Below are 23,183 nucleotides of genomic sequence, written 5' to 3' on the forward strand. Positions count from 1 at the left end.
ATGCCGGTGGCCTTCACTTCCACCAGCACTTCGCCGGCGCGCGGGCCGTCGAGGTCGACGTCTTCGATGGTCAGCGGGGCGCCGGCTTTCCAGGCGATGGCGGCTTTGGTTTTCATGGGGTCCTCCGGGATCACGAATATGGGCGGCTTGCGGGGTGGCGCGGCGGCCAACGCCGCGCGAGCCGGCAAGCCCGGTCCGAGGACATGACTATACGATCTTCCTGTGGCATGAGGCCAGCTTTGGCCGATCAGCGCTCAGCGAAACCCGCCGGGCGATGCCCGGCGGCGGTTTCACGGCTGGAGTGCCTTCGCGTCCAGGCTCCACAGCTTGCGGTCACTGGTCGACACCGCGACGGCGCCATGTGCCAGCGCGTCGCGGATATCGGCGCGGTTGCAGACAAAGCCCGAGGTCACGATCGGCGGCAGCGCCTTGCGGTCCGCTTCCGGCAGGTGCGACAGCATCGGCGCCGGCATCAGCTGCACCAGGTTCGGGTCGCTCTGCTCGAGCGCCTTGACGCTGCGCGGCCAGGTGGAACGGTCGGTGACGAAGACCTTCTGCATCGTCACCATGCCGGCGCGATTGGCGCGCTGGATGGTGGCCACGCGTGTAGAGACCAGGCTGGTCACCCCGATGTCGGCCAGGTATTCGACGCCGCCCTTGTCCTGCGACAGGCCCTCGCAGCTGTCGATATTGACGATGACATACTTGCCGGCGCCGGCCAGCGTCGCGATCACGCGCTGCAGCTTGCGCAATTCGACGTTGGCGACGATGCAGACTTCGGCGACGCTCTCGAGGATGGCGTCGATCTGGTCGACACCGTAGAGCGTGCCGATGACGGGATGCCGCGTCAGGCGCGCACCGAGGGACCTGTCCATTGCGGATTACTTCGCTTCATTGGCGAGCCGGTCGCCGAGACCCAGCTTGCCGGGGTTCAGGAGATGCTGCGGGTCAAGTGCCTGCTTGACCGCCGCCAGCAGCGGGAGCGCCGTGTCCAGCGACGACGCCATGTAGGGTGCGCGCAGCAGCCCGATGCCGTGGTGGTGGCTCAGTGCCGCATTGTATTGGATCAGCACCGCATTGGCCGCATCCCACGCCTGGCGGTACCATTGCTGGCGGTCCTCCACCGCCACCTCGCCGCGCAAGGAAAAGTACAGGCAGGCACCGTCGACGTAGGCATGCGACTGGTGCGCGGAGCCCGCGAGGGTGCCCGGCACGGCGTTGATCGCCTTGACCACGTCGGCATAGATCGCGGCCAGGTCGCGCCAGGGTCCGCACATTTCCAGCGTGTCGGCGACAAAGCCGGGGCTGCGCTTGAAGCCTTCGGCGCTCTTGCCGGTCAGGTAGCGCGTGTCGAGCCAGCGCTCGAAGATGGCGGCGCTGTCGAGTTCCTGGCCGCGTTCCCGGCACACGCGCTCGCTGATGGTCATCACGGCATCGACTATCTCGCGCGCGCCTTCGTCGGCCACCAGCAGCACATTGGTGTCGGGCAGGCCGAACTGGACCCCGCTTTCCAGCGCGTCATAGAGGCGCAGCGCCGCCGGGTTGGCGCCATGCTGCATGATCTCGCGGCAGGCATCCAGGCCGATCGCGAAGCTGCTGAAGCCATAGGCGATGGCGCGCCCGTAGTCGGGCAGGCGATGCAGCTTCAGGCGCACGCGCACGATCACGCCCAGCAAGCCCTCGGAGCCGATGAACAGTTGCTGCAGGTCCGGGCCCACGGCCGCGCGCGAGTAGCCGCCCACGGTGACCAGGCTGCCGTCGGCCAGCACCACGTCCATGCCGAACACCATGTCTTCAATCTTGCCGTAGCGCGTGGACAGCTGCCCGGCGCCGCGGCAGGCCACCCATCCGCCAACCGTGCTGATCGCATACGAAGAGGGCCAGTGGCCCATGGTCATGCCGAATTCGCGCTGCACGGTCTGCTCGAAGATGTCGCCGAACATGCCGGCTTCGACCTCGACGATCTGGCTCTCCTTGTCGATCCCGACCAGGCGGTTGAGCGCGCACACGTCGAGCACGATGCCGCCGCGCACGGGCAAGGCCGCTCCGGTCACGTTGCTGCGCCCGGCCGACACGGTGACCGGAATGGCGCCGGCGCTGGCGATGCGCATGACGGCCTGTACCTGTTCGACGGAGGACACGCGCACGATGACGGCGCGCGGCGTGGCGGGCTTGCCGGCGGTCTCTGCAATCATGGAGCCGGCCCACCAGTCGCGGGTCCATGCCACCACGTCGGCGGTTGCGGTCAGCACTTCGTCGGCAACCGCACGCAGGGCCGCGAGATCTGCGGCACTGACCGCGACCGCATCGCGCTGCAGGCCGGGTGCATCCGGTGTGTCGCGGATATTCGCCGCGTAACCGGGCGGGGTATGGGCGCCGATGACGTATTGGCCGCGGTTGTAGCCACGTTTGATGGCTTCCTTGCTGATCATGCTAAGTCTCCCATGAGGACGGATTTTTCGTGCGCGACGGCGGCGAGGTATTGGCTGACCTGCTGCGCCACGGCGGCTTCGGACAGGCCAAGTTCGGCCTGAAGGATCTGGCCCACCCGTGCCGCGGCGCGGGCGGAGGCATCGCGCGCCATCAGGCGCGCGCGGATGCGTCGTGACAGGACGTCGTCGACCGTGCCGGCCAGTTCATGGCGCGCGGCATAGACGATCTCGGCTTCGGTATAGGGCAGGCCCTCGACGATCGGCCTGGCGAGGGCGGGATCGGCCTGCAGGATGTCGCTGACGAAGCGGGCTTCGGTGCCATAGCGCTCGCCCAGGTGCGCGGCCATGCCGCCGGAGGCGACGATCGCCTGCGGGTCGTAGCCGGCCGCGCCGAGCAGATAGGCAGAGCGGGTCCGGCACTTGCCGCGCTTGCCGATCACCTGCTGCGCGGCGTCGATGGTTTGCTCGGCCATGTGGCGCGAGGTGGTGAGCTTGCCGCCGACAATGGTCACGAGCCCGTCGTGCGCGGTATGGATCTCATGGTCGCGCCGGATTTCCAGGGTCTTGCCGCCGGGCGGCGCCACCAGCGGACGGCAACCGGCGATGCTGCCCACCACGTCCTGCGGCGAGAGGTCGACCTTCAGCGCGGAGCGCGCGCCCTCGAGCAGGAAATCCAGTTCCCGACGCGTGCACAGCACGTTGTCGAGGTCGCCGTCATAGTCTTCGTCGGTGGTGCCGAGGTAGGACACATTGCCCCAGCGCGTGATGGTGGCGCGGCGGCTGCGGCCCGGTACCGGGATCGTCACGGTGCAGTCGTTGCGGATCTTCAGCCACGGGATAGCGACGTGGACGCCCTTGGCGGGGCGTATCTGCAATGGCCTGGCTTCGCCCGGACTGCGGCCGCTCCAGTCGCGCAGCCAGACCCCGGTGGCCATGATGACCGCGCCCGCGCGTACGCGGATCTCGCGCTCGCCGGCGTGGACGATGGCGCCATCCACCTTGCCGTTTCCGTCGCGGGTGATCGCGGTGACGGTGGCATGGTTGAGCACGGCCGCGCCGTGGAATGCCGCGGTACGCGCCAGGTTCAGGGTCAGGCGCGCATCGTCGACGCGCGCATCGAAGTACAGGTAGCCGCCGGTCAGGTGTTCCTCGTTGAAGGTCGGGCAGTGCGACAGCACCTCCGCCTTGGTCAGCTTCTGGTGCAGGATGCCCTCGCGCCATCCGCCGGCCAGGTCGTAGGTCCATAGCAGGCTCTCGAAGGCCTTGGCGAGGCGCTTGTCGAAGACGCCGTTGCGCTCCATCACCGGGAACAGGAAGGGCAGCCGTTGCACCAGGTGGCGCGCGTTGCGGCGCAGGCGCTGGCGCTCCAGCAGCGAATGGCGCACCAGTCCAAGGTTGCCCTGTTCGATATAGCGCAGGCCGCCGTGCACCATCTTCGACGACTTGGAAGAGGTTCCCGCGGCGAAGTCGTCTTTTTCGACCAGCGCCACGCGATAACCGCGCAGGCTTGCATCGAGCGCGGCGTAGGCGCCGGTAACGCCGCCCCCGACCACCAGGATGTCGAATGCATCCGTGCCCAGGCGGTCGAGCAGGTCTGCGCGTACCAGCCGCAACGGCTCCGTGCCGGTCATGGCGGCACGCTCGCGGTTCGCGCTGCGGGAGGGAAAAATCACCATGTCTGTGGTTGCTCCTGGTTAATGGGTCTGGATGGGCATCCCGGCCGGCTTGGCCGCGAGCGCATCGGCATGGTCGAGTTCGGAGGCCACGCGCGCCTGCCAGTGCGCGCGCCGCTGGGCACGCTGATCGGCGCTGATTGCCGGCTCGAATACCGCCTCGGGCGTGGTGGTCGCGCACGCCTGCTGCATCGAGTCCCACAACAGGCCGGAAGCACCGGCAAGGTAGGCGATGCCGCGCAGGCTGGCGCGGTCAGTCTCTTTCATGCGGTGGACGGGAATGCCGCTGAGGTCGGCCTGCATCTGCAGCAGCGCATCGCTGCCCGACAAGCCGCCGCCAACTACCAGCGCCGATACCGGCACGCCGGCAATGTCCTGGTTGGCGTCGATGCATGAGGCGACGGACTGCGCAATGCCTTCCAGGATGGCAAAGGCCATCTCGGCGCGCGTCGTTGCCATCGAGATGCCGCTCAGCGCCGCGCGCGCCTCGGGCTGCATGCGCGGCACGCGCAGGCCGGTCAGCGCCGGGATAAAGGTCACGCCGCGCGCCGACGCCACCGTGCCGGCGAGCGCGCTGATCTGCCTGGCGTTGTCGAACCAGCCTAGCTTGCCGCAGACCCAGTCGAGTGCCGAGCCGGTGGTCGCGACGAAGGTCTCGACCGAGAAATGCGATATGCCTTGTTGCCGGCGCGCCGTCATGGTCAGGGTGCCGTCCGACATGCCGGTGCGTGCGGGCAGCTGCGGGCCGACCATCAGGTCGACGAAGCTGCCGGTGCCATGCAGGCACATCGCCTGCCCGGGATCGAGGCATCCCAGGCCGATGGCGCCGGCCAGCTGGTCGCCGGCACAAGCCAGGACCGGCACGTCGATGCCGAGCACCTCGGGCCGGGTGCGACCGAAATCGTCCGCGTCCTGGCGCAGTTTCGGCAGCAGTTCGCGCGGGAAGCCGAGCGCGTCGATCCAGTCGAGCTGGTAGCGGTGTTCCGTCAGCACGTAGGCGTTGCAGGACGTGGCATTGGTCGGCGTGGTCAGGCATTCGCGCGCTGTCGACAGGTGCCAAAGCAGCCAGGTGTCAATGGTGCCGAAGGCGAGCCTGCGCGCACGGAAGGCTTCAGCTACCGCAGGTGTGTCGCGCAGGTGCCGTGCGGCCCACAGGTATGGCGAGCGAACGCCGCTCGGGCGACCGACGGTCTGGCGCAGGATCGGGTCCCATGCCGGCGCAAGTTGGTTGAGTTCCGCCGCATAGCGCGTGTCCTGCCACACCATCGCCGGTACCAGCGCGCGCCCGGTGCCGGTATCCCACAGCACCGCGGTGGCGCGCTGGGTGGCAACGGCGAGGGCGACGACGTTCAGGTTTTCGCCGGCCGCCTGCGACAGCGTGGCTCGGCAAACTGCCAGGGTGCGCTCGAGCAAGGCGTTGGCGTCCTGCTCCACCACGCCGGGGCACGGACTGTGGATCTCGAGCGTGGCGTAGTGGAGGCATTGCACATGACCGTCGGCGGACACTACCGCGGCCCGCGTGCCCGAGGTGCCTTCATCGATCGCAAGGATGACGTCGCTGCGCTGGGTCATGGCCGGGCCTTTTCGATGACGGGATGCATCAGGGCCGACGCGTCGGCGATATCGCCCTTGAACTGCGGCGCATCCGCTTCGTTGTCGGGATGGATCGTGGTACGGGTCGGGTCCCATCGGATCGAAAAGCAGACCAGGCTGGCCAGCAGCGGCACCACCGACAGGATCAGGAAGGTGGTCTCCAGCCCGTACTGCGCGCGGAATAGCGGGAACACCAGCAGGCCCAGCGCCGCGCCGATGGCGCCGAGCGCGCCGATGATGCCGTTGGCGCCCGCGCGCAGTTCGCTGCGGAATGACAGCGACGACAGGCTCTTGCCATTGGCGCCGGGCCCGGCAGAGTGGAACAGGATGAACAGCGACGGCACCACCACGGCCATCCACATCGGCATCTTGCCGTTGAACAGCCCCAGGATCAGCAGCATGGCGAACACCGCCGCGAAGCCGAATGCCGAGGCGCGGCGCAGCCCCAGCGTGCGGCCGACCAGCGGCGACAGGAAGCCGCCGACAATGCCGCATAGGTTGAACACCAGCGCGCCGATGGTCGCGTAGACGAAGTCCTTGCCGAACAGCGCGGCGCTGATCAGCGGCAGGTACCAGCCGATCGCGAAATACTGGATCGACTGCCCGATCTGCACGGTGGCCGCGAGAACGGTGCGCGGCAGATAGGTGCCGCGGAAGATCAGCACCACGTTGGCCAGGCCGCGGCGCGCCTGGTTGAGGACGCGGATCCGCTCCGCCGGCGGCGCGGCAACGAAGGCGCGCCCGTAGATGCGCGTCATGGCGCTGGCGGCGGCCTCGAGCTGCTCCTTGCGCGCCAGCCAGGTCGGGCTTTCGACCAGGAACAGGGCCTGCAGCAGCAGGATGGCCACGCCGAACACCGCTGTGGCGGCGACCGAGTAACGCCAGATCGCATCGCCGACGTCCCACGAGTGGAACAGCAGCGCCAGCAGCAGGTTGGCGCAGACGGCCGTGTACCACATGCCCTGCCATGTGTTCAGCCGGCTCTTGAGCTTTACCGGGGTGAACTCCGCCAGTACGGCCATGGCGATGGCAAAGTCGATGCCATAGGCCGCGCCGACAAAGAAGCGCCCGGCCAGGATCACCTCGAATCCGGGCGCAAACACCACCAGCAGCGCGCCGGCCACCGCGAGGATCTTGGCCAGGATCAGCGGACGGACACGGCCCCAGCGGTCGGCCATCCAGCCGCCGATCGGATTGAAGGCAATGGCCACCCACGACGCAAACGACGTCAGCAGCGCGACGCTGGCGGGCGCGAGCTGGAGGTCGCGCGTCATCGGCCCGAGGCCTGCGCTCAGCGCTGAATTGGAAAACGCGTCGAGGAACAGCCCGCCCAGCGCGAGCCACCAGATGACACCGGCCCTGCCGCGTATCCCGGGGCAGGAATCGATGTAGGCAATGACATCATCGATGCCACGAAGCTTGATCGCAGAGGTTTGCACGGCGGTCTCCTTTTACTTGTTCTGTAAGAGGCCGCGGCAACCGCAAGGCGCGAAGAGACCATCTTACAGATGGTCTCTATCTGGATCTGCGAGGCCAATGTATGACTTCGCAGGGGGGAGCGTCAACCGGGAAAACCCTTGATGGCGAGGCTAGCGTGCCGGCACATTGCGCGCCGCATGGCCACGGCTGGCATCTGCCGGCTCAAGCTGGCCCGCATGCCGTCGCCCCAGCCACCAGCCGAGGCCCGCCCAGCCTACCGCGAGCAACGCGCCCGCCAAGGCCACCGTCGCCGGATGGCCGGACAGGGCATCGATCGCGGTCTTGACCCAGGCGCTGACCGCATCGCCCGCGCGGTAGACGGCGGTGTCGATGACGTTCTTGGCCTTGTACTTGGTTTCGGCATCGACCACGGTGAACAGCATCTCGCGGCCCGGGCGCAGCAGCGCGTATTCACCGACGCGCCGCAGGATCATGACGCCGGCCAGCACGCCGAAGGTGGGCAGCAGCGCCAGCACGACGAAGCCAGCGGCAACGGCCAGCGGCACCGCGGTCAGCAGCACGGTGACGCCATAGCGGCGCGCCATGCGGCCGGTGAAGAACAGCTGTACCAGGATGGTCAGCGCCTGCACCACGGCATCCAGCGCGCTGAACACCTGGGTCTGGCGGGTGCGCTCGGGGAAAGCCTCGGCGACCAGCCGGGCCTGCTCGAAGTAGAGGAAGGTGCTGGCGGTGGCCAGCAGGATCACGAACAGGCCGATGCCGAGCAGGTAGCGCGAGCGCAGCAGCAGCGACAGCCCGGCCAGCAGCCCGCCGCCGATCGGATTGGCCGGATCCTGCGCCGCGCTGGCAACAGCCTGGTCCGGCGGCTCCACGCCGGCGCCGGCACGGCGACGCCAGCCGAACAGCCAGCCCACCCCCGGCAAGGTGGCGGCCAGCAGGGCGGCCGACAGCAGCATCAGGCCGGTCAGGCCGATGTGGGGCACCAGCCAGCCGCCCAGCACCGGCCCGGCCAGTCCGCCCGCGCTGGCGCCGGCGGCCAGCAGCGCGAACAGGCGGCGCGCCTGCTCGGGCCGGAACACATCGGCCATCAGGCTCCAGGCCACCGACACCACGAACAGGTTGAACACGGATAGCCACACGTAGAACACGCGCGCCAGCCAGACGTTGTCGGGCAGGACGCGCGTGGCCATCGCAAAGGCCAGCAGGTTGGCAATGAAGAAGGCATAGACCCATGGCACGAAGCGGCGTCGCGGCAGCCAGGCGCAGACCGCGCCGTAGAGCGGGATCGCTGCCAGCATCACGACAAAGGTGGCGGTGAACAGCCATTGCAGGTTTTTCACGCCGCCGGCAATGCCCATGGTTTCGCGCACCGGGCGCAGCATGAAGTAGCTGGCGAACAGGCAGAAGAAGAACAGGAAGCCGGCCACCACGGCGCCGGCTTCGCCGCTGCGCACGCCAAAGCCGCGCCACAGGCGGGCCGGGCCACGGGTGGATGCGTCGCGCGCGGGCTTGTCCACGGCGGGGCGGCTCAGCGCAGCAGCGCCGCGATGCGCTCGCGCTGGCCGGGATCGGGCATGCGGCCGAGCGCTGCGCCGAGGTTGTCTGCCATGTTGCGTGGCTTGGAGGTGGCCGGGATCGCCGCGGTCACGGCCGGATGGCTGACGACGAACTTCAGGAACAGCTGGCCCCATGAGCCGCAGTCAATGTCGCCGGCCCATGGCGGCAGCGCGCGGTCCTTGACCACGCGGAACAGGCGCCCGTCCTGGAACGGCCGGTTGACCAGCACCGCCACGCCGCGCGCCTCGCACAGCGGCAGCAGCGTGCGCTCGGCATTGCGCTCGCCCACTGAGTAGTTGATCTGGACGAAATCCACGCGCTCGGCGCGCACGATTCTTTCCAGCGCCTCGTGGGCGTCGTCGCGGTAATGGGTGATGCCCAGGTAGCGGATGCGACCCTGTTCCTTCAGCTGGCGCAGCCAGCGCAGATTGCCCTGCCAGTCGATCAGGTTGTGTATCTGCAGCAGGTCGACCTTGTCGACGTGCAGGTCGGCCAGCGACCGTTCCCATTGCGCCTGCGCCGGCGTGCCGGAACGGGCCGAGATCTTGGTGGCGAGGAAGACCCGGTTGCGCGCATTGGCCGCGCGCAGCAGATCGCCGGTCACGGCTTCGGCGCTGCCGTAGCTGGGCGCGGTATCGACCACCGAGCCTTCGGTCTGCAGCAACAGCCCCATGACCTCCGCCAGCGACTTGCGTTCGTCGGGGCCGGAGCCGACGTCGAAGGTGTCGGCGGTGCCCATGCCGATCACGGGCAGGGCTTCGGTGGTGCCGGGAATGGTGCGGCGCAGGGGCGCGGCAACGGTGACGGCATGGGCCGGCGGCGCTGGCCCGATCCCGGTGGCGGCCAGTCCGGCGGCCAGGCCGAGGAATGAGCGACGATCGATCGACATGGGAGGGTTTCCCGGCGAGTCACTGACTGGTTGACCTTAGGCGTTGAGCCCGGCCGTGTAAACCGTTGCGTGCGCGACGGAACCCCTAGTGCAGGCGAGGACGATATCCCACGCCAAACCGGACGGACAAGGCGCTAAGGCGCTGGTCCAGCGTCCAGAGGCGGGCACCGGGGGTGATCAGGGTCGAAGCCAGCAAGGTGACATCCACCAGGCCGCAGCCCAGCCCATACAGTTGCTCGCGCTCCACCAGCGAGATGACTTCTCCCAGCGTTGCCTGCCTGGCGGCCTGCAGCAACCCGATGTCGCCGAGCGTCTGCGCCCGCGGCGCCGGTGGCGTGCCGCAGGCCAGTTCGGCCACGACCAGGGGATGGGTCAGCACCTGGTCCGCCTCCATCAGGCGGATCAGGGCGTCATTGCGCTGCCGGAAATGGCCCACCCACACCGAGGTGTCGACGAGCACGTTCATTTGACGTCGGGTTCGGGATTGCGGCGCGGTACGTCTTGCATGCCGGGCGCTGCGCCGCCGAGGGCCGCGAGGCGCTTGGCGGCCTGCACCCGAACGAATGTCTTGATTGCCTCGCGAAACAGGTCTGCCTTGTCCATGCCGGGGTCCGCCATCTCCAGTGCTTGTTCATACAGGGCGTCATCGATCGTGACTGTCGTGCGCATCGCAGGCTCCTTGAATCAGGTTTGATGGCAATATGCATCAAAAACGGAATCAGGGCAAGGCCGCAATCGCTTGCGGACCGGATGCTGCCGACACGCTTGCAGTATTGGCTGCCGCTACCAGGGCGTCGATGAGAGATGTCGCATTCCGGGCCGGGCAGGCCTGGTGCCGGAGCCGCCACGGCGCGGCCCCGGTCACGGTCCGTCGTCAGATCAGCGTGGCAAGGCCCAGCGTCAGCAGCAGCGCGACCACCGAGATGATGGTTTCGCAGACCGACCAGGTCTTGAAGGTCTGGGCCACGGTCATGTTGAAGTACTCCTTGACCAGCCAGAAGCCGCCGTCGTTCACGTGCGACAGGATCAGCGAGCCGGCGCCGGTGGTCAGCACCAGCAGTTCCGGGCGGGTTCCGGGCACGCTGGCGGCAATCGGCGCGACGATGCCCGCTGCGGTGGTCATGGCAACCGTTGCCGAGCCGGTGGCGATGCGGATCATTACCGCGACCAGCCAGCCCAGCACCAGCACCGAGACATTGGCGCCGGTGGCGACGTCGACGATGGCGGTGGAGATGCCCGAGTCGCGCAGGATGCGGCCGAAGCCGCCGCCGGCACCGACCACCAGCGTGATGATGGCGGTGGGCGCCACGCACTCGTTGGTGAACTTGAGGATGGTCTCGCGATTGAAGCCGCGCGCCTTGCCGAAGGTGTAGAAGCTCACCAGCGCGGCGATCAGCAGCGCCATCACCGAGTTGCCGATCAGCTTCAGGAAATCGTTGGCGAAGGTCTTGGGCGCGGTGAACAGGTCGGCCCAGCTGCCGATCAGCATCAGCACCACCGGCAACAGGATGGTGAACACCGTGATGCCGAAGCCCGGCAGCTCGTGCGATTCCTTGACGCGCTCATCCTCTTCGGTGAACTGCTCGGCCAACGGGTTGTATTCGGGCAGCTTGACATAGCGGTCCATCAACCGGGCGAACAGCGGGCCTGCCAGCGCGGCGGTGGGAATGCCCACGATCAGCGCGTACATGATGGTCTTGCCGATATCTGCGCCGTATGCGGTCACCGCCAGCAGCGCGGCGGGGTGCGGCGGGATCAGGCCGTGCACCACCGACAGTCCTGCCACCATCGGGATGCCGACCAGCACCATCGACGTGCCGGTGCGCTTGGCGACGTTGAAGGCGATCGGCACCAGCAGCACGAAACCCACTTCGAAGAACACCGGCAGGCCGACGATAAACGCGATGGTGGCCATGGCCCAATGCACGTTCTTCGCCCCGAAGAAATCGATCAGCGTGTTGGCGATGCGCTCGGCGCCGCCGGACTCGGCCATCATCTTGCCCAGCATGGTGCCCAGTCCCACCACCAGCGCGATATGGCCGAGGGTGCCGCCGACACCGGCTTCGAAGGACTTGACGATCTCGCTCATCGGCATGCCCACGGCAAAGCCGAGCAGCACCGAGACGACCACCAGGGTAATGAACGGGTTGAGCTTGTAGCGCGCGATCAGCACCACCAGTGCGATCACTGCGATCAGCGCATACACCAAGAGCGTGGTTCCGGTGACGGCACCCATATTGTCTCCTTGCGTGGAAAAAGAGCCGCTTGTGGCGGCAGCAGAGGTTTGGCTTTCTTGTTTCTCTCCCAGTGCGGGAGAGTCGGTGGGGGAGAGGACATGCGTGGCAAGCACTTTGGCGACTCACCATGTGGTGGCGCCGGCCCTCTCTCCCGGCCGCTCTCCCGCGCGCGGGAGAGGGGAGCAAACAGTGGGGAAGCAGTAAATCAGGCAGGCAGCCGGCTCAGGCTGCCGGCTTCTTGTAGGCGATGCAGTCGACCTCGACCTTGCAGTCGACCACCATGCTCGACTGCACGCAGGCGCGCGCGGGCGGGTTGGCGCCGAAGTATTCCTTGAAGATCTTGTTGAACGAGGCGAAGTCGCGCGTGTCGTCCAGCCACACGCCGCAGCGCACGACATGCTCGGGGCCGTAACCGGCCTCGGCCAGGATCGCCAGCACGTTCTTGATGGCCTGGTGGGTCTGGGGCACGATGCCGCCGTCGATGACCTCGCCGTTGACCATCGGCACCTGGCCGGAGACGTAGAGCCAGCCATCGGCCGCGACCGCGCGGGCAAAGGGCATGTGCTGGCCGCCGGTACCGGTGCCGCCTTCGACGCCGAATCGTTTGATGTCCATGGGTACTCCTGGAATGAGTTGGATAGGGGAGGGAAGCGGCGGTGCGTGCGGGTCAGTCCGCACCGCGGGGCAGGAACCGGCCGGCGCGCACGCCGGTGCTCTGGCGTTGCTGCCATGACAGCTCGCCGTTGACCCAGACCGAGGCAATGCCCTCGGCCGGTTGCATGGGATCGGTAAAGCTGGCGGCGTCGCGGATGGTGGCGGCGTCGAACAGCACCAGGTCGGCCCAGTAGCCTTCGCGCACGAAGCCGCGCTGGTGCAGGCCGAAGCGCTCGGCCGACATGCCGGTCATCTTGTTGACGGCCACGGTCAGCGGAAACAGTTCGCGGTCGCGCGCATAGTGGCCCAGCACGCGCGGGAACGCGCCCCACAGGCGCGGGTGCGGCAACGGGTCGTTGGGCAGGCCGTCCGAACCGACCACCGTGGCCGGATGGCTCAGGATGCGGTCGACGTCGGCGTCTTCCATGCAGTGGTAGACCGCGCCGGCGGGCATCAGCCTGCGCGCGGCTTCGTGCAGGTCGACCTGCCATTCGGCGGCGATGTCGGCGAGCAGGCGGCCGCCCATCTCTGGCGCGCCTTCGGACCAGGTCACCATGATGTCGAAGTCGCCGGTAACCTGCTTCAGGTCCAGCGTGGACGAACTGGCGGTGTAGGGATAGCAATCGCAGCCGACCGGCTGCCAGCGCTGCGCGCCGTCGAGCGCGTCCAGCACCTCGGTGCTGCGGCCCCAGTTGGCCACGCCGGCGCACTTCAGGTGCGAGATCACAACCGGTACGCGCGCATGGCGGCCGATGCGGAAGGCCTCGTCCATGGCATCGAGGATCTCGGCGAATTCGCTGCGCAAGTGCGTGGCGTAGAGCGCGCCGGCCTTGGCCAGCGGCTCGGCCAGCGCCAGCACTTCCTCGGTCGGCGCGCTGAAGGCGTTGGCATAGGCCAGGCCGGTCGACAGGCCCAGCGCGCCGTGCTGCAGCGCTTCTTCCAGCTGCGCGCGCATCGCCTCGATTTCCTGTGGCGTGGCGGCGCGGTCGAAGCGGTCCATATGGTTGCTGCGCAGCGCGGTATGGCCGACCAGCGCGGCGACATTGACCGCGGGCTGCGCGGCCTCGACCGCATCGACATAGGCCTTGAAGTCCGGATAGCGGAAGGCATCGGCGTGGCCGAGCAGGTTCATCGGGTCGGGCGGATCGCCTGCCAGCGTGACCGGCGCGGCGCTGATGCCGCAATTGCCGACCACCACCGTGGTCACGCCCTGCGACAGCTTGGGCGTCATCTCCGGCTGGCGCACCACGTTGGTGTCGTCATGCGTATGCACGTCGATAAAGCCGGGTGCGAGCACCAGGCCATCGCCTTCGACTACGTGCGCGGCCGCATCGGGGTCGATCGCACCGGGGGCATCGATGCGGGCGATGCGGCCATCGCGCAAGGCCACGTCGGCCAGGCGCGCGGCCGCGCCGGAGCCGTCGATCAGCGTAACGCAGCGGATCAGGGTATCGAACAGGTGTGGCATGGTCAGTCTCCCAGCGGCTGGCGGCTGTCGGGGCCCTTGCCGGGGCCGCTGTCGCCGCGGTGGCTGTCGAGCACGTACTTGAGCCGGCGCAGGCGCTCCTTGCTCTGGTCCGGCTGCAACAGTGCGCACTGCGTGGCCAGCACGTCCAGCACCATCAGCATGGCGTAGCGCGAGGCCGATGGCTTGAAAATGAAATCCGTTTCCAGCGTGCGCACCGGCAGCAGCACGTCGGCGCGCGCGGCCAGCGGCGATCCCAGCGCGGTCACGGCCACCAGGCGGGCGCCGTACTCGCGCGCGATATCGCAGCTGGCCAGCATCTCCGGCACGCGGCCGCTGGCCGAGAAGGCCAGCACCACGTCGTCGCGGCCCAGCGTGGCCGCCACCATCTTTTGCAGCAGGGCATCCTGGTAGCTGGCCACCGGCAGGCCCAGGCGCGCCAGGCGGTGGCGCGCTTCGTCGGCCAGGAACGACGAGCCGCCGCCCATGCCAAAAGCGTAGACCATGCGTGCGCCCAGCAACAGGCGCGCGGCCTGCTCGATGCGCTGGGTGTCCAGCAGCCCGCGGTTGGCTTCCAGCGCGGTGAGGATGTCGGCGTGGATGCTGTCGGCAAGCGTGGCTGGCGCGGCTTCAGCGGCGGGAACGTTGCCGGGCTGCAGGAAGCGCGCGCCCACCGCCGCGGCCTGGGCCAGGCGCAGCTTCAGGTCGCGCACGTCGCGGCAGCCGATCGCCTTGGCAAAGCGCGTCACGCTGGCTTCGCTGACGCCGGCCTGGCGGGCGAGCTCATTGATGCTCGCCGCCGCCGCGCCGGCCAGGTCTTCCAGCACCACCTGCGCCACCTTCTGCTCGGCCAGCCGCAGCGCGGGGCCGCGCTCGGCGATGCGGGTCAGGATGTCGAAGGGCGCGGTCATGGTCGGTGATGGGGGCGAGGTGGCGAAGCGGCGAAGCGGGATTGGGCCGTAATGTGACGAAATCTGCGGTCGGGGCGGGCAGGGGCTATAACAGTGACTGGCACCCGATGGTGAGCGCCTTTGCTCATAGCTCACGGTTGCTGCCGCAGCGCCGTGTGTTACTTTATAACAGGGATGAAATATCTTATTTTCAGGGCTATCATTACGTCAATCAGATTTTTTCAGGGTGATGACAGGCATGCGTGAAATAAAGTATCAGGCTGGCGTGATCGATCCGCTCAACAAGGCGCTGGGCCGGATGGAGGGACCGATCGCCCCGGATGCGGCCGGCCGGACCGGCTGGAACCTGTTGCAGGAAGAACTCAGCCTGCCGGCCGCAGTGCTCTATGAAGACCGGCTCGCGCACAACCTGGAGTGGATGCGCCGCTTCATGAACGAGTACGGTGTGCAGTTGGCGCCGCATGGCAAGACCACCATGGCGCCCAAGCTGTTTGCCCGGCAGCTCGGCGCCGGCGCTTGGGGCATCACCCTGGCCACCGCGCACCAGACCGCGGCCGCGCATGCGCACGGCGTCAAGCGCGTGCTGATGGCCAACCAGCTGGTCGGCCGCCGCAATATGGAAATCATCGCGGACCTGCTGCGCGATCCCGACTTTGAATTCTTCGCGCTGGTGGATTCGGCCGAGCTGGCCGACCAGCTTGGCAAGTTCTTCAGTCAGCGCGGACAGACGCTGCAGGTGCTGCTCGAGCTGGGCGTCGAAGGCGGGCGCACCGGCGTGCGCGACGACGCGCAGCAGCAGGCCGTGCTCGACGCGCTTGGGCGCTGGCCCGATGCGCTGTCGCTGGCCGGCGTGGAAATCTACGAGGGCGTGCTCAAGGAAGAAGCCGATATCCGCAAGTTCCTGCAGCGCACCGTCGCGGTGACGAAGCAGCTCGCCGCGCAAGGCCGCTTCGGCCGCAGCCCGGTGGTGATGTCGGGCGCGGGCTCGGCCTGGTACGACGTGGTGGCCGAGGAATTCGCGCGCACCGACATCGGCGCGCCGATCGACATCGTGTTGCGTCCCGGCTGCTACCTGACGCACGATGTGGGCATCTACCGCGCCGCGCAGCAGCGCATCCTGGCGAGCAACCCGGTCGCGCAGAAAATGCGCGAGGGTTTGCTGCCGGCGCTGCAGCTGTGGGCCTACGTCCAGTCGATTCCGGAACCCGACCGCGTCATCATCGGCATGGGCAAGCGCGATGCCGCCTTCGACGCCGGCATGCCGATCCCCGCGCGCCGCTACCGTCCCGGTGAAGAAGCGCCGGTGGACGTGCCCGCGCATTGGGAGGTCACGGGCATGATGGACCAGCACGCCTACCTGCAGGTCCGGCCGGGCGACGACATCAGGGTCGGCGACATGATCGCCTTCGATATCTCGCACCCGTGCCTGACCTTCGACAAGTGGCGCCATATCCCGGTGCTGGATCGCGACCTGCGCGTGATCGACATCGTGCAAACTTTCTTCTGAGGCAAGCAGCCCCATGAGCATCGACATCCTGGCCTATGGCGAGCCGCTGGTTGAGTTCAACCAGCAGCCGGACGATCCCTCGCGCTACCTGCAAGGCTTTGGCGGCGATACCTCCAACTTCTGCATTGCCGCGGCGCGCCAGGGCGCGAGCACCGGCTATATCTGCGCGGTCGGTGCGGATACCTTCGGCGAGCGCCTGCGCGCACTGTGGACGCAGGAACGGGTCGACACGCGGCATGTGCATGTCGACGCCAGCGCTCCCACCGGCGTCTACTTTGTCTCGCATGACAGCCACGGCCACCGCTTCGACTACCTGCGCGAAGGTTCCGCTGCCAGCCGCTACCAGCATGAACAGCTGCCGCTCGGCGCGATCGCGTCGGCGCGCTACCTGCACCTGTCGGGCATCAGCCTCGCCATCAGCACCAGCGCGTGCGATGCCGGCCTGGAGGCGATGGAGCACGCGCGCAAGGCCGGCACCAGGGTCACGCTGGACACCAACCTGCGGCTGCGCCTGTGGTCGCTGGCGCGTGCGCGCGGCATCATGCGCGAAGCGTTCCGGATGACCGACGTATGCCTGCCCAGCTGGGACGACATCACGGTGCTGACCGGGCTGGACGACCGCGATGCCATCGCCGACTACCTGCTCGGCTGCGGCATCGGCCTGGTCGCGCTGAAGCTGGGGGAAGAGGGCTCGTACATCGCCACGCCCGAGTCCCGCAGCCTGGTGCCGGCCTATCCGGTCAAGCCGGTCGATGCCACCGGCGCGGGCGACTGCTTCGGCGGCAGCTTCGTCGCGCGGCTGGCGGCGGGCGCCGATCCGTTCGAGGCCGCGCGCTATGCCAACGTGGCGGCAGCGCTGTCGACCACCGGCTATGGCGCGGTGGCGCCGATTCCCGATGCGCAGACCGTGCTGGCGCGGCTGGCGCAGTCGGTATCGGTGATCGCCTGAGCCGCTGCCGGACCCTGATGTTTTCCTGAACCCCCATACCGCGAGACCGACATGTCAGACCAGACTTCCCCGCTGCTTCAACGCCTTGCCGATGTGCCGGTGATCCCGGTGCTGGAATTCCACTCGGTCGACGAGGCCCTGCATGTCAGCGAGGCGCTGGTGACCGGTGGCTTGCCGCTGCTGGAAATCACGCTGCGCACCCCGGTGGCCCTGGAGGCGATCCGTGCCGTTGCGGCGGCGCTGCCGCAAGCCTGCGTCGGTGCCGGCACGGTGCTGAGCGTGGAGCAACTGCACGCGGTGCGCGATGCGGGCGCCCAGTTTGCGGTCTCGCCCGGCCTGACGCCGACGCTGGCCGCGGGCGCGCAAGGCGCGGGGATCTCGCTGCTGCCGGGCGTTGCCACCGCCAGCGAGGCCATGGCGGCGCTGGAAGCCGGCTTCACCTTCCTCAAGTTCTTCCCGGCGCAGGCCGCGGGCGGGGTGCCGATGCTGAAGTCGCTGGGCGGGCCGCTGCCGCAGCTGCGCTTCTGCCCGACCGGCGGCATCGATGCCGCGCTGGCGCCGTCGTACCTGGCGCTGCCCAATGTGGTGTGCGTGGGCGGGTCGTGGGTGGTGCCCAAGGATGCCGTCGCCGGTGGCGACTGGAGCCGTATCCGTGGGCTGGCCGAGCAGGCCAGGGCACTGCGCGGCAAGCCCTGAGCGGCGCGCAGCAAAGCAAAACGGCACGCCATCGGGCGTGCCGTTTTGCTTTCGATGCAGCCTGGCCGGCTTACTTGTGGCGGTCTGCCGAGCTTTCCAGCTTCTGGCCGCCACGCTGAATGTCCTGGCCGAGCCCCGCCATCGTGTTGCAACCGGCCAACAGAGTGGCAAACAAAACGCACCAGATCCAACCTTTCTTCACGCCGGGCTCCTTTCGATAGGGTCGAGAATCGAGCGATTCTCCGAGTTTTGGGATTGACGCAGATTTTACCGCTGCTGCGCGCGGCTTTGATAGCCGGTATGTCGCAATTTGTAAATCGTGCAACCCCACGCACGGGGCTGCTGGTCAGGCCGGCGGCGCCAGCAAGGCGCGGGCACGCTGCTGGATCGCCGCATGGGTCTGCATGAGCCAGACGGCCGGAAACGGCTGCGCCAGCAGGTAGCCCTGCACGCTGTGGCAGCCCCAGGCGCGCACCGCTTCCAGCTGCTGGCGGGTTTCGATGCCCTTGGCGCAGACCGACGCGCCGGCGCGCCGCGCCGCGCGGCAGGCCTCGCGCAGGCTGTCACGGGCCTCGCGCGCATGGCCGAGGCCCCTTGCGTCCAGCGTGACGGCGTCCGGATGCAGCGCCGCCAGCGCCTCGCGGCAGGCCGGGCTGTCGTCGAAATCGCCCAGGGCCAGCTGCAGCCCGCGCCGGCGCAGCGCGGCAAAGCGATCGATCAGTTCGGCGTCGGTCGGCGCGGTGCTGGCCGGCAGTTCGATGCACAAGTGCTCTGGCGTGATGCCGCCCGCATCGAGCGCCTGCGCCAGGGCTTCGACCATCTGCGGGCGATGCAGTTGGGCGCTCGAGGCCAGCAGGGTGAACTGCAGCGGGGCAATGGTCTCGGCGGCACGGATCAGCGGCAGCACGCTCTCCAGCAGCCAGTTGCCGATGCGGCCCACCAGCCCGAGTGCTTCGACGCCGGGCAGGAAGTCCTGCGGCGCCACGCGGCCGAGCACCGGATGCTGCCAGCGCAGCCGCACCGTGTAGCCGCTGACGGCGGCGCCGGCAAGGTCGGCGCGCGGTTGCAGTTGCAGGCTCAACTCGCCGCGCTGGAGTGCGTCGGGCAGCGCCGCCAGCAACGGGGCAGCGGGCGGGGACAGCGGCTTGTCTGCGCGCGCCAGGCCGGCGCCGCCCTGGCGGTTGACCCGCAGCATGGCGTCGAATGCCTGCTGCAGGCTGCGCTCGGCCGGAATGTCGGCATGGTCGTTGGCCACGCCGATGCTGCACGACAGGTGCAGCTCGAAGCCGTCCAGCGCAAAAGGCCGGGACAGGTCGTCGGCCACGCGGCTGGCGACCTGGCCAGGATCGGGCACGCCCGCGGGCAGCGCGGTGATGACCACCAGGTCGGCCGCGGCCATCCAGTGCATGAACGCGCCCGGCGGCAGCAGGCAGGCAATGCGCGCCTGCACGATGCCGCGCAGCCTGGCGCAGCGGCCAGTCCCGAGGGTTTCACAAGCGTTGGCAAAGCGGTCCAGGCGGATCGCCAGGATCGCCGCCGGCGGACCGGCCTGCGCGCGGCGCGCGCTCAGCGCGCCTTCCAGCGCGGACGGTTGCATCGCGCCCCTGCCGCCGCTGGCAGCGCTTTCGACGAGGTCGTCGGCATCAGGATCCATGCATGATCTTGCGGGCCGCCGGACAATGGCTGGCGGCGCTCGCGTCTCCCCGTGTCTGAAATGGTTCTTCGGCAGGCCGCCGGCACGCTGCGGTCGCAGTCGTCGCCAGGGTGCAGCCATGCGTGCCGCGGCCGGCTGGGGCCGCGAAGCCCGATCATAAGCGAAGGGAAGGGGGAGGGGCGTTGCCGATTGCGCCAAAGTGATTTGGCCGCAACTGCATTTGATTTGGATCAATGCGGCGCCATCCATCCAGGGACGATGCGATTGACGCCGCGGCGTAACGGTGATGCCGGCCTCCGCTACTCAGCCGGTGGTTTCTTCCTCGGGCCCGTCCTGGGGCGGCAGGCGCTCGGCCAGCACCTTGTCGATGCGCTTGCCGTCCATGTCTACGATCTCGAAGCGCCAGTCGCCCCATTGCACCGTGTCGGCAATCTGGGGCAGGCGCCCCAGCAGCAACAGCAGCATGCCGGACAGCGTGTGGTAGCGCTCCTTTTCTTCTTCGGGCACCTGGCGCAGGCCGATGCGGTCTTTCAGTTCCGGGATCGGGATCAGGCCATCGAGCAGCCACGAGCCGTCGTCGCGCTGGACCGCCCATTGCTCGCCGGCGGCCTCGGCCTTGAATTCGCCGGTGATAGCCTCGATCAGATCCTGCAGCGTCACCAGGCCCAGCACCTCGCCGTATTCGTCGATGACAAAGGCGATCTGCCCGCCCGAGGCGCGGAAGTTTTCCAGCAGCTCCATCCCGGTCACGCTTTCGGGTACGAACACCGCAGGCTGCACCGCCGCCTGCAAATCCGCTTCCTCGCCGCGCAGCCGGCGCGCCAGCAACTGGCGCGCGCTGACCACGCCGATGATGTCGTGCATGCCGCCGCGCACCACGGGGAAGCGCGAGTGGTCCGATTCTTCGATGCGGCGCAGGTTCTCGTCCATCGCGGCTTCGACATCGAGGTAGACCACGTCGCCGCGTGGCACCATCAATGACGCCAGCTGGCGGTCATCCAGCCTGAACACATTGCGCACCATGGTGTGCTCATGCTGCTCGATCACGCCGGCTTCGGAGCCTTCCACCAGCAGGGCGTGGATTTCTTCCTCGGTCACGCCGGGCCCGCGGTCCACCTGGGTGCCGAGCAGTCGCAGCACCAGCCGCGTGGAGCTCGACAGCAGCTTGACGAAGGGGGTCGAGGCCACCGCCAGCCAGCCGATCGGGCGCGCCACCAGGCGCGCGATGGTCTCGGGCGCCATCTGGCCCAGGCGCTTGGGCACCAGTTCGCCCAGCACGATGGAAAAATAGGTCAGGCCGGCCACCACGATCGCGGTGGCTACATAGCCGGCGGTGCTTTGCGAGATGCCGAAACCCTGCAGCCACACGCCCAGCGGCTGCGCCAGCGTCGATTCGCCGACCACGCCGTTGAGCACGCCGATCGAGGTGATGCCGATCTGCACGGTCGAGAGGAAGCGGGTCGGGTCCTCGCCCAGCTCGGCCGCGGCAATGGCGCCGCGGTCGCCGTTCTCGATCTGGCGTTGCAGGCGTGCCTTGCGGGCTGTAACGAGTGCAATCTCGGACATCGCAAACAGGCCGTTCAGCAGAATCAGCGCCAGTAATATGGCAATTTCCATCAGGGTGCGCGCCCTCTGCGCGCCGGGTGTCTGAAAAGATCAAGCATACCATTCGCCTGTTACACGACATCGCCACTGTGATGCGCCCGCCGCAAACGGTGGCGCGTTTCCGGCCATCGGCTACCTCAATGGATGGCTGCGATTACCTGCCAGGTATTCGCGCCGAGGCCGCCGCCATGCTGTAATAGCCCGCATGGAAACGCTCACCCCTGCCTCCGAGGCCACTCTCGACTTCCCCGGACTGTTGCGTTACTGGCGCGGCAAGCGCGGCTACAGCCAGCTGGCATTGTCGCTGGCCGCCGGGGTCTCGCAGCGCCACATCTCCTTCCTCGAGTCCGGGCGCGCCCGACCCAGCCGCGAGATGGTGCTGGCGCTGGCCGAGCGCCTCGGCGTGCCGCTGCGCCAGCGCAACCGGCTGCTGCTCGCCAGCGGCTTCGCCCCGGCTTACAGCGAACACGCGCTGACCGCGCCGCCGTTGCAAATGGTGCAGCAGGCCATCGCCCTGATCCTGGCCAAGCAGGAGCCGTACCCGGCCGTGGTGCTGGACCGCTTCTGGAACCTGGTCGATGCCAATCCCGCCTACCGCCGCATGTTCGACACCTTGCTCGGCGGCCGCCCGCCGGCATCGCTGGCCGACGATCCGCACCGGATCAACCTGATGCTGACGGTGTTCGATCCGGACGGCCTGTGGCCGGTCATAGAGAATGCGCGGCAGGTGGGCCGTTACCTCTTGCGGCGCGTCTGGCAGGAGCTGCAGGTGCAGGCGCACGACCAGACCGCGCGCGCGCTGTTCGCGCGCATCGCCGACTGGCATCCGGACATGGTCGGCCCGGGCGGCGTGCTGCTGCCCGAGGATGACGGCAGCGACGGCCCGCCGCCGCCGTTGTTGCCGGTGGTGCTGCACGCGGGGGCGTTCCGCGCGTCGCTGTTCTCGACGCTGACCACGCTCGGCATTCCGCAGGACGTCACGCTGCAGGAACTGCGCATCGAATGCTTCTTCCCGGCCGACGACGCCACGCGGGTCCTGTTTGAGACGCAGGGCGCGGCGCACGATGGGCCTGTCAGAAGCGGTAGCGCAGGTAGATGACGTGGAAGGTGGTGCCAGGGTTGGGCTCCTTGATGCCGCCATTGGACAGATGCTGGATGCGGTAGCCCGCGGCAAAGTTGCGGTCCTTGCCGAGCATCACGCCAAGGCCGGCGTATTCCGAGAACTGGAACGCGCTGGAGATGACGTGATCGTCGGAGGTGCGGGTGCCGCTCAGCAGCCGCGCGCCCACCGACAGCTCCATGAACGGCACCCAGCTGTGGCGCCACCATGCGATCCGCACCACCGGCGACGCGCCGAACTCCCACAGATCGTTAGGATTGTTGTTGCTGTCGCTGAGCCAGCGCGCAACATTGACCTCCCATTGCAGGTCGACCTGCCAGCCCTGCGGGTTGCCCCACGCCAGGCCCGAATCCCACAGCATGGCGATCTCCGCCTTTTGCACGTGATGGCTGTCGTCGAAGCCGTAGCCAAGCTGGATAGCAGGCGCCGCGCGCGCGGCTGTGCTCAGGCACCCGGCCAGCGCAAGCAGCGCCGCCATGGCGGCGCGGCGCGGCCGCCGCCACTGCCGCGCGGAGAAAGTTGGAAGGAGGGGGATGCAACTCGCATGGCTGTCTTGTCTGGCTTCTTGGTCGGGTCGGCGCATGGGAAGCACGCTGAAAAGATGCTGCGTTGTTGTCAGGCAAGCCATGGAAAAACCGGCGCTTGCAGCCCTCAGGCACTGCCTCCTTACCCTATTTGTAGTACATGAGAAGGCACGTTGCCGAGGCCGAACGTGACCGGTGCCACGACGCGGACCGCAGCAGGATACGGTCTTGGCGCGCGGCGCGCAGTGACAAAGAACAATCGTGCTAACATGCGCGG

Annotated in this window: 21 protein-coding genes and 1 pseudogene; 4 read left to right on the top strand and 18 right to left on the bottom strand. The window is 68.1% G+C overall.

Annotated features, from left to right (window positions below; translation table 11 throughout):
- The 14 genes and pseudogenes from U9J39_RS25235 to U9J39_RS25300 form a co-directional block, all read right to left on the bottom strand.
- Positions 1–116, bottom strand: a pseudogene (locus U9J39_RS25235) (S-(hydroxymethyl)glutathione dehydrogenase); the annotation flags it as partial.
- Positions 117–290: 174 nt separating this feature from the next.
- Entirely contained in the window at positions 291–875 is a 585-nt protein-coding gene (locus U9J39_RS25240; RefSeq protein WP_115713356.1) for a glycerol-3-phosphate responsive antiterminator, read from the bottom strand.
- Between the two features lie 6 nt (positions 876–881).
- Positions 882–2,432 (bottom strand): FAD-binding oxidoreductase, encoded by a 1,551-nt coding sequence (locus U9J39_RS25245; RefSeq protein WP_326348447.1) that lies wholly within the window; start codon positions 2,430–2,432, stop codon positions 882–884.
- Positions 2,429–4,108 carry a glycerol-3-phosphate dehydrogenase/oxidase gene (locus U9J39_RS25250; protein ID WP_116380262.1) on the bottom strand — a complete coding sequence of 560 codons (1,680 nt, stop codon included), beginning with the start codon at positions 4,106–4,108 and terminating at the stop codon, positions 2,429–2,431. Before U9J39_RS25250 ends, U9J39_RS25245 begins: the two co-directional genes overlap by 4 nt.
- A gap of 18 nt (positions 4,109–4,126) precedes the next feature.
- Entirely contained in the window at positions 4,127–5,677 is a 1,551-nt protein-coding gene (locus tag U9J39_RS25255) for an FGGY family carbohydrate kinase (protein ID WP_326348448.1), read from the bottom strand.
- Entirely contained in the window at positions 5,674–7,137 is a 1,464-nt protein-coding gene (locus tag U9J39_RS25260) for an MFS transporter (protein ID WP_326348449.1), read from the bottom strand. The genes U9J39_RS25255 and U9J39_RS25260 overlap by 4 nt, the downstream gene beginning before the upstream one ends.
- A gap of 150 nt (positions 7,138–7,287) precedes the next feature.
- Positions 7,288–8,655 carry an NTP/NDP exchange transporter gene (locus U9J39_RS25265; RefSeq protein ID WP_116314352.1) on the bottom strand — a complete coding sequence of 456 codons (1,368 nt, stop codon included), beginning with the start codon at positions 8,653–8,655 and terminating at the stop codon, positions 7,288–7,290.
- 11 nt (positions 8,656–8,666) lie between these two features.
- Positions 8,667–9,584, bottom strand: coding sequence for an aldo/keto reductase (locus tag U9J39_RS25270; RefSeq protein WP_326348450.1), 918 nt, complete (start codon positions 9,582–9,584; stop codon positions 8,667–8,669).
- An 85-nt stretch (positions 9,585–9,669) separates the two neighbouring features.
- Positions 9,670–10,050 (bottom strand): type II toxin-antitoxin system VapC family toxin, encoded by a 381-nt coding sequence (locus tag U9J39_RS25275; protein ID WP_025581516.1) that lies wholly within the window; start codon positions 10,048–10,050, stop codon positions 9,670–9,672.
- A complete protein-coding gene (locus U9J39_RS25280; RefSeq protein ID WP_012355939.1) occupies positions 10,047–10,253 on the bottom strand; it encodes a type II toxin-antitoxin system VapB family antitoxin in 207 nt (68 codons plus the stop codon). Before U9J39_RS25280 ends, U9J39_RS25275 begins: the two co-directional genes overlap by 4 nt.
- Positions 10,254–10,458: 205 nt before the next feature.
- Positions 10,459–11,820: a GntP family permease gene (locus U9J39_RS25285; RefSeq protein WP_115713349.1), complete on the bottom strand. Its 1,362-nt coding sequence runs from the start codon at positions 11,818–11,820 to the stop codon at positions 10,459–10,461.
- Between the two features lie 223 nt (positions 11,821–12,043).
- The gene (locus tag U9J39_RS25290) at positions 12,044–12,436 is read right to left on the bottom strand and encodes a RidA family protein (RefSeq protein ID WP_012355941.1); all 393 of its coding nucleotides are present in this window, start codon (positions 12,434–12,436) and stop codon (positions 12,044–12,046) included.
- A 52-nt stretch (positions 12,437–12,488) separates the two neighbouring features.
- Positions 12,489–13,943: an N-acyl-D-amino-acid deacylase family protein gene (locus U9J39_RS25295; protein ID WP_116314354.1), complete on the bottom strand. Its 1,455-nt coding sequence runs from the start codon at positions 13,941–13,943 to the stop codon at positions 12,489–12,491.
- 2 nt (positions 13,944–13,945) lie between these two features.
- Positions 13,946–14,851 carry a MurR/RpiR family transcriptional regulator gene (locus U9J39_RS25300; protein ID WP_326348451.1) on the bottom strand — a complete coding sequence of 302 codons (906 nt, stop codon included), beginning with the start codon at positions 14,849–14,851 and terminating at the stop codon, positions 13,946–13,948.
- A gap of 238 nt (positions 14,852–15,089) precedes the next feature.
- On the opposite strand from U9J39_RS25300, the gene U9J39_RS25305 reads away from it, so the two are divergent.
- The 3 genes from U9J39_RS25305 to U9J39_RS25315 are packed head-to-tail and all read left to right on the top strand — an operon-like array spanning position 15,090 to position 18,003.
- Positions 15,090–16,358: an amino acid deaminase gene (locus tag U9J39_RS25305; RefSeq protein ID WP_115713346.1), complete on the top strand. Its 1,269-nt coding sequence runs from the start codon at positions 15,090–15,092 to the stop codon at positions 16,356–16,358.
- Between the two features lie 13 nt (positions 16,359–16,371).
- Positions 16,372–17,307 (top strand): sugar kinase, encoded by a 936-nt coding sequence (locus tag U9J39_RS25310; protein ID WP_111521561.1) that lies wholly within the window; start codon positions 16,372–16,374, stop codon positions 17,305–17,307.
- A 51-nt stretch (positions 17,308–17,358) separates the two neighbouring features.
- Positions 17,359–18,003, top strand: a complete 645-nt coding sequence (locus U9J39_RS25315; protein ID WP_116314358.1) for a bifunctional 4-hydroxy-2-oxoglutarate aldolase/2-dehydro-3-deoxy-phosphogluconate aldolase — start codon at positions 17,359–17,361, stop codon at positions 18,001–18,003.
- Positions 18,004–18,073: 70 nt separating this feature from the next.
- Here the strand turns inward: U9J39_RS25315 and U9J39_RS25320 are convergent, their stop codons facing one another.
- The 3 genes from U9J39_RS25320 to U9J39_RS25330 form a co-directional block, all read right to left on the bottom strand.
- A complete protein-coding gene (locus U9J39_RS25320; protein WP_010814145.1) occupies positions 18,074–18,205 on the bottom strand; it encodes an entericidin A/B family lipoprotein in 132 nt (43 codons plus the stop codon).
- Between the two features lie 144 nt (positions 18,206–18,349).
- Positions 18,350–19,657 (bottom strand): GGDEF domain-containing protein, encoded by a 1,308-nt coding sequence (locus tag U9J39_RS25325; RefSeq protein WP_326348452.1) that lies wholly within the window; start codon positions 19,655–19,657, stop codon positions 18,350–18,352.
- A gap of 303 nt (positions 19,658–19,960) precedes the next feature.
- Positions 19,961–21,274, bottom strand: coding sequence for a hemolysin family protein (locus tag U9J39_RS25330; RefSeq protein ID WP_326348454.1), 1,314 nt, complete (start codon positions 21,272–21,274; stop codon positions 19,961–19,963).
- 193 nt (positions 21,275–21,467) lie between these two features.
- Between U9J39_RS25330 and U9J39_RS25335 the strand changes: the two genes are divergently transcribed.
- Positions 21,468–22,361 (top strand): helix-turn-helix domain-containing protein, encoded by an 894-nt coding sequence (locus U9J39_RS25335; RefSeq protein WP_116314361.1) that lies wholly within the window; start codon positions 21,468–21,470, stop codon positions 22,359–22,361.
- Here U9J39_RS25335 and U9J39_RS25340 read toward each other — a convergent pair.
- Positions 22,336–22,860, bottom strand: a complete 525-nt coding sequence (locus U9J39_RS25340) for an acyloxyacyl hydrolase (protein WP_116314362.1) — start codon at positions 22,858–22,860, stop codon at positions 22,336–22,338. The two genes, U9J39_RS25335 and U9J39_RS25340, sit on opposite strands and share 26 nt — an antisense overlap.
- Between the last annotated feature and the right edge of the window lie 323 nt (positions 22,861–23,183).

It is taken from the genome of Cupriavidus sp. SS-3, from assembly GCF_035818815.1.
Lineage (GTDB): Bacteria > Pseudomonadota > Gammaproteobacteria > Burkholderiales > Burkholderiaceae > Cupriavidus > Cupriavidus taiwanensis_C.